This is a genomic window from Variovorax sp. FW305-3-2-15-B-LB1, from assembly GCF_058787635.1.
Genome location: NZ_JBYSZY010000095.1, coordinates 1 through 11,569 on the forward strand (window position 1 = coordinate 1; position 11,569 = coordinate 11,569).

Sequence of the window (11,569 nt, forward strand, 5' to 3'; positions counted from 1 at the left end):
CCTTTCCCCCGCCTCCTTCCTTCGTCCCGCCAGCTTCGGCGCGCGCTGACGCCCCCCCCGGTGCAAGCGATTCTTTCCGGGGCCGTCCCGGTCCTGATCTTCATGGCCTGCGTGGGCCTGGCCACCTACGCGCAGAACCTCACGGGCTTTGCGTTCAGCCTCATCCTGCTGGGCCTCGTGTCGGTGTTCGACATCGCCAGCGTGAACGACGCGGCCAATGCCGCGACCGTGCTGAGCCTCATCAACGCCTGGACCTACTTCCGCGCGCGCCCCGGCCCCGTGCCCTGGCAGCTCATGAAGCCCGCGCTCAACGGCAGCACCGTCGGCGTGATCGTCGGGCTCATGCTGCTCGTGTGGCTCAGCGGCAGCGCCGTGTCGTGGCTGCGGGGCCTGCTGGGCGTGTCGATCCTGATCTGCGCCGCGCTGCTGTTGCTGCAGGGCAAGCCGCTGCCGGCCGTGTCGGGCCGCACCAGCTTCGCCCTCATCGGCGGGCTCTCGGGCGTGTTGGGCGGGCTGTTTTCCGCCTCGGGCCCGCCCATCGTCTTCCACATGTACCGCCAGCCGCTGGACCGCGAACTCGTGCGCCGCGCGCTGCTGCTGATGTTCGCCTTCAACTCGCTCGTGCGGCTCGTCATCGTGGTGCCCACCGGCCACTTCTCGTGGCACTCGGCGCTGCTGGCCGGCTGCGCCATGCCCGTGGTCTACGCCGCGACGCGGCTGCACCACCGCCTGCCCAACAAGCTGCAACCGCGCACCTTGCAATGGCTGGTCGCCGGGCTGCTGTTCGTGGCCGGCGTGACGCTGCTCGCCACCGCCTGGACCGCGATCGCGCACGCCTGAGAAACGGCTGAAAACCCTCGGTTTCCGGCGTGGCCCGGGAATTGCAACGTCAATCCAAGGGTTTCCCCGGACGTGGCATACCGACCCTCACATACGCGTTATGGGCGTGCCCGTATGCAAGACCCCACGCAAGCCGCTAACGTCCATGACTGGCCCACGACGGGCCGCCCACGAGCCTGAAAAAGCATGAGCACCGAGAGCAGTAGCAATCCGATTCAACCGATCCGCTTCTTCCATCGCGGAAAGATCGTCGACGTCAGCGGGGTCCATCCCACCCGCTCGGTGCTCGACTGGCTGCGCGAGGACGCGCGCTGCACCGGCACCAAGGAAGGCTGCAACGAAGGCGATTGCGGCGCCTGCACCGTTGTCATCGGCGAGCTGGCCACCGACGCCCACGCGCCCGGCGCAGTCGACGGCCTGCAGCTGCAGACCGTCAACGCCTGCATCCAGTTCCTGCCCACGCTGCACGGCAAGGCGCTGTTCACGGTCGAAGACCTCAAGGGACAGTGCGCGTCGCAGTGCAAGCCCAAGGCCGAGGCCCCGGCCAAGCATGCCGTTCACCCGCTGCACCCCGTGCAGCAGGCCATGGTCGACTGCCACGGCTCGCAGTGCGGCTTCTGCACGCCGGGCTTCGTGATGTCGCTGTGGGCCACCTACGAACACCACCAGGCCGAGGGCACGCAGCCCACGCGCCAGCAGCTGGCCGACGACCTGTCGGGCAACCTGTGCCGCTGCACCGGCTACCGCCCCATCCTCGACGCCGGCCAGCGCATGTTCGACCTGCCGGCCGTGCGCCTGGACACCGCCCCCGTGGTGGCCGCGCTCACCGCGCTGAAGAACGACGGCCTGGACTACGCGGCCCCGCTCGGCGCCCGCATCGACCACTTCCACGCCCCCAAGACCCTGGCCCAGCTCGCCGCGCTGCGCGTGCAGAAGCCGCGCGCCCAGCTGCTGGCCGGCTCGACCGACGTCGGCCTGTGGGTCAACAAGCAGTTCCGCGACCTGGGCGACATCATCTATGTCGGCGACGTGGCCGAGATGAAGACGGTCGAAGAGCGCGCCGACGAGCTCTACATCGGCGCCGGCGCCTCGCTCGAAGCCGCCTTCGGCGCGCTGGTCGAGCGCGTGCCCAGCCTGGCCGACGTGTGGCTGCGCTTTGCCTCGCCGCCGATCCGCCACGCCGGCACCATGGGCGGCAACGTCGCCAACGGCTCGCCCATCGGCGACTCGCCGCCGGTGCTGATGTCGCTCGATGCCGAGATCGAGCTGCGCCGCGGCGACGTCGTGCGCCGCATGCCGTTGCCCGACTTCTACCTCGACTACATGAAGAACGAGCTGCAGCCCGGCGAGTTCGTGCAGGGCTTGGCCGTGCCGCTGGCCGCCATGCGCCGCCAGGTGCGCGCCTACAAGATCAGCAAGCGATTCGACTGCGACATCTCGGCGCTGTGCGCGGGCTTCGCCATCGAACTGGAAGCCGGCAGCGACACGGTGAAGGCCGTGCGCCTGGCCTTCGGCGGCATGGCCGCCACCGTCAAGCGCGCCGCCAACGCCGAAGCCGCGCTCGTCGGCAAACCGTGGACGCAGGCCAGCGTGGCCACCGCCAAGCTGGCGCTGGCACAAGACTTCAAGCCGCTCTCGGACATGCGGGCCTCGGCCGACTACCGCCTGCAGGTGGCGCAGAACCTGATCCAGCGCCTGTGGCTCGAAACCCGCACGCAGGACGCGCTGTCCATCGAAGAAACCAGCGTCTGGAGCGTGATGCCCCATGTCGTTGCCAAGGTTGCGGCGGAAGGACTCTGACCATGAACAAACCCATCGACGCCCGCCTGCTGCAGCCCGCCGAGGCCTTTGCCGACTACCTGAAGAACACCGCCGCCCGCATCGACGTGGGCGCCGAAGCGCTGGCCCACGGCCGCGGCATGCGCGTGGGCATCAGCCGCCCGCACGAGTCGGCGCACCTGCACGTGGCCGGGGAGGCCACCTACATCGACGACATTCCCGAGCTCGCCGGCACGCTGCACTGCGCGCTGGGCCTGTCGCCGGCCGCCAACGGCCGCGTCACGGCGCTGTCGCTCGACGCCATCCGCGCCATGCCCGGCGTGGTCACGGTGCTCACCGCCGACGACATCCCCGGCACCAACGACTGCGGCTCGATCATTCACGACGACCCGATCCTGCTGCCCGTGAACGACGGCGGCGAGATCCGCTACCTCGGCCAGCCCGTGTTCGCGGTGATCGCCGAGACGCGCGATGCCGCGCGCCGCGCCGCCGCCAAGGCCAAGGACGCGCTGACCATCGAGGCGCAGCCGCCCGTGCTCACGCCGCAGGACGCGCATGCGCGCGGCCAGTACGTGGTGCCGCCGATGCACATCGTGCGCAGCGGCGGGGCCGCCAACGGTGGCGACGAGGCCGCCGTGCGCGCCGCCATCGCGAAGGCGCCGCACCGCCACAGCGCCACGCTCGACGTGGGCGGGCAGGAACAGTTCTATCTCGAAGGCCAGATCAGCTACGCCATCCCGAAGGAGGGCGGCACGCTGCACATCCACTGCTCGACGCAGCACCCCAGCGAGATGCAGCACCTGGTGGCGCACGCGCTGCACCTGTCCTCGAACGAGGTGCATGTGGAATGCCGGCGCATGGGCGGCGGCTTCGGCGGCAAGGAATCGCAGTCGGCGCTGTTCGCCTGCGTAGCGGCCATCGCGGCGCGCCAGCTGCAGCGCCCCGTGAAGCTGCGGCTGGACCGCGACGACGACTTCATGATCACCGGCCGTCGCCACTGCTTCTGGTACGAGTACGACGTGGGCTACGACGACGAGGGCCGCATCCTCGGCGCCGAGATCACCATGGTCTCGCGCGCCGGCCACTCGGCCGACCTGTCGGGCCCGGTGATGACGCGTGCGCTGTGCCACTTCGACAACGCCTACTGGCTGCCCAACGTGAGCATGCACGGCTTCTCGGGCAAGACCAACACGCAGAGCAACACCGCGTTCCGCGGCTTCGGCGGCCCGCAGGGCGCCATCGCCATCGAGAACATCATGGACTCGGTGGCCCGCGAGCTGAAGCGCGACCCGCTCGACGTGCGGCGCGTCAACTTCTACGGCAAGGGCGAGAACAACGTCACGCCGTACCGCCAGACCGTGACCGACAACATCGTCCACGAACTCGTGGCCGAGCTCGAAGAAACCAGCGACTACCGCCTGCGCCGCGAAGAGATCGCCGCCTTCAACGCGAAGAGCCCGGTGCTCAAGCGCGGCCTGGCGCTGGCGCCGCTGAAGTTCGGCATCTCGTTCAACGTGAAGCACTTCAACCAGGCCGGCGCGCTGGTGCACGTGTACACCGACGGCTCGATCCTCGTGAACCATGGCGGCACCGAAATGGGCCAGGGCCTGAACACCAAGGTGGCGCAGGTGGTGGCGCACGAGTTGGGCGTGAGCTTCGAGCGCGTGCGCGTCACCGCGACCGACACGACCAAGGTGGCGAACACCTCGGCCACGGCCGCCTCGACCGGCGCCGACCTGAACGGCAAGGCCGCGCAGGATGCCGCGCGCCAGATCCGCGAACGCCTGGCCGCCTGCGCCGCCGAGCGCCATGGCGGCAACGCCGCCGACGTGCGCTTTGCCAACGACCAGGTCGAGGTGAACGGCCGCACGCTGGCCTTCAGCACCGTGGTGGGCGAGGCGTACCTCGACCGCAAGCAGCTGTGGTCCGACGGCTTCTACGCCACGCCCGGCCTGAGCTGGGACAAGGACAAGATGCAGGGCCGCCCGTTCTACTACTACGCCTACGGCGCAGCGGTGAGCGAGGTGGTGGTCGACACCCTCACCGGCGAATGGAAGCTCTTGCGCGCCGACATCCTGCACGACGCGGGCAAGTCGCTGAACCCGGCCGTGGACATCGGCCAGGTCGAGGGCGCCTTCATCCAGGGCATGGGCTGGCTCACCACCGAGGAGCTGGTGTGGCATCCGCAAAGCGGCAAGCTCACCACGCACGCGCCGAGCACCTACAAGATCCCGACGGCCAACGACTGCCCGCCGGTGTTCAACGTGCGCCTGTTCGAGGGCCAGAACTTCGAAGACTCCATTCACCGCAGCAAGGCCGTGGGCGAACCGCCGCTGTTGCTGCCGTTCTCGGTGTTCTTCGCGATCCGCGATGCCGTGTCGGCCGCGGGCGGGCACCGGGTCGATCCGCCGCTGAAGGCGCCGGCCACGAGCGAATCCATCCTCCGCGCCCTGACCGCGGTGCAGGCAGCCTCTGGCGAATGAGCACCGGCCGTGCTCGCACGGTCCGAGCGTCCTTCCGTTCTCCAAATGCTGCGCTGTATAACTGTTCGCACAGACAAGAAAGGTGTGAACAGCCATGAGAGACCAGGCGCTTTTCGACAAGATCGACCTTCATCTGATTCGGGTGCTTCATACCGTGCTGACCGACCGCAGCGTCTCGCGCGCCGCCATCCGCCTGGGCATGTACCAGCCGGCCGTCTCGGCCGCGCTGAAGCGCCTGCGCGAGCTGTCGGGCGACCCGCTGCTGGTGCGCTCGGGCTCGGGCATGGTGCCCACCGACGCGGGGCTGCGCATGATCGAGCCCGCGGCCAGCATCCTGCGGGCGGCCGAGATGCTGTTCTCGGATGCGCGGGGCTTCGAGCCGCAGTCGGCGGCCACGACCTTCCGCATCGCGGCCAGCGACTACATGGACCCGCTGTTCCTGCCGATGCTGGTGGCGCAGGTCAAGCGCGAGGCGCCGCTGTGCCAGATCGAGATCCATGCGCTCTCGCCCGATTCGGACTACCACGGGCACCTCGCGCTCGGGCAGGTCGACCTGGTGATCGGCAACTGGCTCAAGCCGCCGGAAGACCTGCACATGGCGCGCCTCTTTGGCGACGAGGTGGTGTCGCTGGTCAACCAGGACCATCCGGCGGTGCGCCGCGGCTGGGACCTGGAGACCTGGCTGGCGGCCGAGCACATCGCGCCCACGCCCATGCACCCGGGCGGGCGCGGCATCATCGACCAGATGCTCGACGAGCTGGGGCGGCAGCGCAACATCACGGCGCGCTGCGCGCACTTCAGCCTCATTCCGGACATGGTGGCCTCGAGCCTGCTGGTGCTGACCACCGGGCGCCAGTACTGCGAGCGCTTTGCCGCACGGCTGCCCGTGAAGATCCTCGAGTGCCCGGCCGCGCTGCCGCGCCTCATGTACTACCAGCTCTGGCACGAACGTACCCATTCGTCGAGTTCCGCGCGCTGGCTGCGCGAATGCATCAAGGGCGTGGCGGCGTCGCTGCGGCCCGGCTTCGATGCCGCGCCCGCCGCCCCCGCCCGAACCCTGCCGGCTGAGCCGCTTTCCGATCCTCCCTGAGCCCTTCGTCGCGCCGGCGTCGCGACCGAGGCAACGATGAACGAACCGCCACATACAACAGCTGGAGACAAGCGAAATGAACAGGTATGAAGAGGTGCCCAAGGCCACCACTCCCCGGGCCGCCGGGGCCACCGAGGCGGCGCCGTTGCGTGCGGCCACCGCACCGGCCAACGCCGGTCTGCTGGAACGCTTTTTCAAGCTGACCGAGCACAACACCACCGTGCGCACCGAAGTCATCGCAGGGCTGACGACCTTCCTGACGATGGCCTACATCATCTTCGTGAACCCCTCGATCCTCGGGGACGCGGGCATGCCCAAGGGCGCGGTCTTCGTCGCCACCTGCCTGATCGCAGCCATCGGCACGCTGATCATGGGCCTGTACGCCAACTACCCGATCGCCATGGCGCCGGGCATGGGCCTGAACGCCTACTTCGCCTACGTGGTCGTGCTCGGCATGGGCTACACGTGGCAGACCGCGCTGGGCGCGGTGTTCATCTCGGGCTGCCTGTTCCTGATCGTGACGGTCACCGGGTTGCGGGAGCTGTTCATCGCGGGCATACCGCAGTCCTTGCGAACGGCGATCACCGTGGGCATCGGCATGTTCCTGGCGCTCATCGCGCTCAAGAGCGCGGGCGTGGTCGCAGCTTCGCCGGCCACCTTCGTCACGCTGGGCGACCTGCACTCGGCGCCCGTGATCCTGGCGACCATCGGCTTCCTCATGATCGTGGCGCTCGACCGGCTCAAGGTGCGCGGCGCCATCCTGATCGGCATCCTCACGGTGACGGTGCTGTCGTTCTTCTTCGGCGGCAACAAGTTCCACGGCGTGTTCGACGCACCGCCGTCCATCGCGCCCACCTTCATGCAGCTGGACATCCTGAGCGCGCTCAAGGGCGGCATCCTGAACGTGGTGCTGGTGTTCTTTCTGGTCGAGATGTTCGACGCCACCGGCACGCTGATGGGCGTGGCCAAGCGCGCCGGCCTGCTGGTGCCGGGCAAGATGGAGCGCATGAACAAGGCGCTGCTGGCCGACAGCGGCGCGATCTTCGCGGGCTCGCTGCTGGGCACCTCGAGCACCACGGCCTACGTGGAAAGCGCGGCCGGCGTGCAAGCCGGTGGCCGCACCGGCCTCACGGCCGTGGTGGTGGCGGTGCTGTTCCTGGCCTGCCTGATGATCTCGCCGCTGGCGGGCTCGGTGCCGGCCTACGCCACCGCACCGGCGCTGCTCTTCGTGGGCTGCCTGATGCTGCGCGACCTGGTCGAGCTCGACTGGGAAGACACGACCGAGGTGATCCCGGCGGCCGTCACGGCGCTGGCCATGCCCTTCACCTACTCGATCGCCAACGGCCTGGCCTTCGGCTTCATCACCTACGCCGTGCTCAAGCTGTGCACCGGCCGGGCACGGGAAGTGCATGCGATGGTGTGGGTGATCGCGGCGATCTTCCTGTTCAAGTTCGCCTACATCGGCGGACACTGAAGAACGCGCCGTCGGGCGCCGATGGTCGCGGGGACGCTATTAAACTTATAGCTGTCCCCGCTTGTTGATGTTGAACGAGACAAACCCACGAAACCCGGCATGACAACCCCCAGACTCCAGCTGGCGCACATCACCAAGCGGTATCCCGCGGTGGTGGCCAACAGCGACATCTCCCTGGCCGTGCAGCCCGGCGAAATCCATGCCGTGCTCGGAGAGAACGGCGCGGGCAAATCGACCCTGATGAAGATCATCTACGGCTCGGTCAAGCCCGACGAAGGCACCGTCACCTTCGACGGCCAGGCGGTGAACCTGCGCAACCCGCAGCAGGCGCGCGCGCTGGGCATCAGCATGGTGTTCCAGCACTTCAGCCTGTTCGACACGCTCACCGTGGCCGAGAACGTCTGGCTGGGCCTGGACAAGTCGCTCGCGCTGGCCGAGGTGGCCCGCAGCATCACGGCCAAGGCCAGCGAGTACGGTCTGGACATCGACCCCTCGCGCCCCGTGCACACGCTGTCGGTGGGCGAGATGCAGCGGGTGGAGATCATTCGCGCGCTGCTCACCAACCCCAAGCTGCTGATCCTGGACGAGCCGACCTCGGTGCTCACGCCGCAGGCCGTGATCCGCCTGTTCGGCGTGCTGAACAAGCTGGCCTCGGAAGGCTGCAGCATCCTGTACATCAGCCACAAGCTGCACGAGATCCAGGAGCTGTGCACGGCCTGCACCGTGCTGCGCGGCGGCAAGGTCACGGGTGTGTGCAACCCGCGCAACGAGAGCACCGAATCGCTCTCGCGCCTCATGATCGGCAGCGAGCCGCCGCCGCTGCAGCACCGCCCGCTGCATGCCGGCGCGGTGGCGCTGCGCGTGCAGGGCCTGAAGCTGGCGCGCGAGGACCAGTTCGGCGTCGACCTGGACGGCATCTCCTTCGAGGTGCGCGCGGGCGAGGTCGTCGGCATCGCCGGCGTCTCGGGCAACGGCCAGAAGGAACTGCTGTACACGCTCTCGGGCGAGGACGTGCGCGCCGAGCCCGCCATGGTGCGCGTGTTCGACCAGCCGGCCGGCCGGCTGCGCCCGCGCGCGCGGCGTGCGCTGGGCCTGCATTTCGTGCCCGAGGAACGGCTGGGGCGCGGCGCCGTGCCCACGCTGGGCCTGGCGCACAACCTGCTGCTCACGCGCAGCAACGCGGTGGGCAAGGGCGGGTGGATTCGCACCGCCGAGCTCGACAAGCAGGCGCGTTCCATCATCGATCGCTTCAAGGTGAAGGCCGGCGGCCCGGGCGCGGCGGCGCGCTCGCTGTCGGGCGGCAACCTGCAGAAATTCATCGTCGGTCGCGAGATCGACGCCAACCCCAAGCTCTTCATCGTCTCGCAGCCGACCTGGGGCGTGGACGTGGGCGCGGCCGCGCTCATCCACGCCGAGATCCTGGCGCTGCGCGACGCCGGCTGCGCCGTGCTCGTGATCAGCGAGGAGCTGGACGAGCTGTTCAACATCTGCGACCGGCTGCACGTGATCGCCAAGGGGCGGCTGTCGCCCTCGATCGACCGCGCGGCGGCCACGCTGCCGCAGATCGGCGAGTGGATGAGCGGCCTGTGGCCGCAGGCACAGCCCCACCAGAACAACAACACGAAGGAGGGCGCGCATGCTCAAGCTTGAACCCCGCCCGGAGCTGTCGCGCTTCTGGAGCTACGGCTCGCCGATCCTGGCGCTCTTGATCACCGTGCTCATCGGCGTGGCGCTGTTCGCCGCGCTCGGCAAGGACCCGGTCAAGGGCCTGCAGGTGTTCTTCTACGAACCGATCAAGAGCGGCTACGCCATCGGCGAGCTGATGGTGAAGGCCACGCCGCTGCTCATCATTGCGCTCGGCCTGGCGGTGTGCTTTCGCTCCAACGTCTGGAACATCGGCGCCGAAGGGCAGTTCGTCTGCGGCGCCATCGCGGCGGGCGGCGTGGCGCTCCTGGCCGACAAGAGCACCGGCAGCTGGATCGTCGTGGCCATCCTGCTGGCGGGCATCGCGGGGGGCATGGTGTGGGCGGGCATCGTCGCGTTCCTGCGCGACAAGTTCAACGCCAACGAAATCCTCGTGAGCCTGATGCTGGTCTACGTGGCCACGCTGATGCTGAGCTACCTGGTCTTCGGGCCCTGGAAAGATCCGCAGGGCTACAACTTCCCGCAGACCAAGACCTTCGAGGCGGTGACGCAGATCCCGCGGCTCATGAAGGGTTCGCGCGTGTCGATCGGGCTGATCATCGCGCTGGTCGGCGCGGGCGCGCTGTGGGTGTTCTTGTTCCGCACGCGCGCGGGCTTCGCGCAGCAGGTCGGCGGGCTGGCGCCCGCGGCGGCGCGCTATGCCGGCTTCTCGGCACGTCGCGCCGTGTGGATCGCGCTGCTCACCTCGGGCGGCGCGGCCGGCCTGGCGGGCGCGCTCGAAGTGGCGGGCCCCATCGGCCAGCTCACGCCGTACGTGCCCGCGGGCTACGGCTTCGCGGCCATCATCGTCGCCTTCGTCGGGCGGCTGCATCCGGTGGGCATGATCTTCTCGGCCATCCTGATGAGCATGTTCTACATCGGCGGCGAACTCGCGCAGTCGCGCCTGGGCCTGCCCAAGTCGCTCACCGGGGTGTTCCAGGGCCTGCTGCTGTTCACGCTCCTGGCCTGCGACACGCTCATCGCCTACCGCATCCGCCGCAAGGCCGGCGCCAAGGCCGCGACGCTGACCACGAGCTCGCTGCAGGTCAGCACGCCGATCACCGCGCCGACCGCGCCCGTTGCGCCAATTGCACCCACCACGCGTGCCACCGAAGGGGGTCTCTGAACCATGGAAAGCTACGCACTCCTGCTGGGCTCGACCCTGAGCGCGGGCACCGTGCTCGCCATCGCGGCGCTGGGCCTGTTGATCAACGAGAAGGCCGGCGTCGTCAACCTCGGCGCCGAGGGCATGATGCTGTGCGCCGCCATCGCGGGCTTCGCGACGGTGGTCATCACGCACAACCCCTGGCTCGGCTTTCTGGCCGGCATGGCGGCCGGTGCGCTGCTCGCGGCCTTCTTCGGCGTGCTGGTGATCTGGCTCAACACCAACCAGTACGCGACGGGGCTGGCGCTGAGCCTGTTCGGCGTCGGCTTCTCGGCCTTCGCGGGCATCAGCTTCGTGCAGGCCAAGCTGCCCGAGAGCACGCCCTTCGCCATTCCCGTGCTGGCCGACATTCCGCTGGCCGGCCCGGCGCTGTTCCGGCACCACCCGATGGTGTACGTGGCCGTGTTGCTGACCATCGGGCTCATCTGGTTCCTGTACCGCACCCGCGCCGGCCTCGTGCTGCGCTCGGTGGGCGAGTCGCCCGAGTCGGCGCATGCGCTGGGCTACCCGGTGCGGCGCATCCGCTTCCTGGCGGTGATCGCGGGCGGCGCGCTGTGCGGCCTGGCGGGCGCGTACCTGTCGACCGTGTACACGCCGCTGTGGGTCGAGGGCATGGTTGCCGGCCGCGGCTGGATCGCGCTGGCGCTGACCACCTTCGCCACCTGGCGCCCGATCCGCGTGCTGCTCGGCGCCTACCTGTTCGGCGGCGTCTCGATGCTGGGTTTCCACCTGCAAAGCAGCGGCGTCGACGTGCCCTCGCAGTTCCTCAGCATGGCCCAGTACATCGCCCCGATCGTGGTGCTGGCGCTGATCTCGCGCAACCCCGCCTTCATCCGCATCAACATGCCGGCATCGATGGGGAAACCGTTCTACCCCGGCTCATAATCGCGTTCTCGTTTTTTTGCCAACCCGTCCTTTTCTTCCGAGGATTTCGACAATGAATGATCTGAACAAGCGTTCCCTTCTCAAGCTCGCCGCCCTCACCGCGGTGGCTTCGGCGGCCCTCATCGGCTGCGGCAAGAAGGAAGAGGCGGCCGCCCCCGCAGCATCACCGG

General features: G+C 68.8%; 8 protein-coding genes and 1 pseudogene. All 9 read left to right on the forward strand.

Annotated elements, in window-relative coordinates; all coding sequences use genetic code 11:
• Positions 1 to 60: 60 nt before the first annotated feature.
• Positions 61 to 840 carry a TSUP family transporter gene (locus tag AC3WQR_RS30870; protein WP_492745831.1) on the forward strand — a complete coding sequence of 260 codons (780 nt, stop codon included), beginning with the start codon at positions 61 to 63 and terminating at the stop codon, positions 838 to 840.
• A 186-nt stretch (positions 841 to 1,026) separates the two neighbouring features.
• Complete coding sequence (gene xdhA / locus AC3WQR_RS30875) at positions 1,027 to 2,640, forward strand: xanthine dehydrogenase small subunit (RefSeq protein WP_492745833.1); 1,614 nt, start codon at positions 1,027 to 1,029, stop codon at positions 2,638 to 2,640.
• 2 nt (positions 2,641 to 2,642) lie between these two features.
• Positions 2,643 to 5,102: a xanthine dehydrogenase molybdopterin binding subunit gene (gene xdhB / locus AC3WQR_RS30880; RefSeq protein ID WP_492745835.1), complete on the forward strand. Its 2,460-nt coding sequence runs from the start codon at positions 2,643 to 2,645 to the stop codon at positions 5,100 to 5,102.
• Positions 5,103 to 5,196: 94 nt separating this feature from the next.
• Positions 5,197 to 6,192, forward strand: a complete 996-nt coding sequence (locus AC3WQR_RS30885; protein WP_492745837.1) for a LysR family transcriptional regulator — start codon at positions 5,197 to 5,199, stop codon at positions 6,190 to 6,192.
• A 76-nt stretch (positions 6,193 to 6,268) separates the two neighbouring features.
• Positions 6,269 to 7,666, forward strand: a complete 1,398-nt coding sequence (locus AC3WQR_RS30890; protein ID WP_062477503.1) for an NCS2 family permease — start codon at positions 6,269 to 6,271, stop codon at positions 7,664 to 7,666.
• A gap of 99 nt (positions 7,667 to 7,765) precedes the next feature.
• Positions 7,766 to 9,316, forward strand: a complete 1,551-nt coding sequence (locus AC3WQR_RS30895; RefSeq protein WP_492745839.1) for an ABC transporter ATP-binding protein — start codon at positions 7,766 to 7,768, stop codon at positions 9,314 to 9,316.
• Entirely contained in the window at positions 9,303 to 10,475 is a 1,173-nt protein-coding gene (locus AC3WQR_RS30900; RefSeq protein WP_307637301.1) for an ABC transporter permease, read from the forward strand. Before AC3WQR_RS30895 ends, AC3WQR_RS30900 begins: the two co-directional genes overlap by 14 nt.
• Before the next feature lie 3 nt (positions 10,476 to 10,478).
• Positions 10,479 to 11,399, forward strand: coding sequence for an ABC transporter permease (locus tag AC3WQR_RS30905; protein ID WP_070061710.1), 921 nt, complete (start codon positions 10,479 to 10,481; stop codon positions 11,397 to 11,399).
• A gap of 52 nt (positions 11,400 to 11,451) precedes the next feature.
• Positions 11,452 to 11,569, forward strand: a pseudogene (locus tag AC3WQR_RS30910) (BMP family ABC transporter substrate-binding protein); the annotation flags it as partial.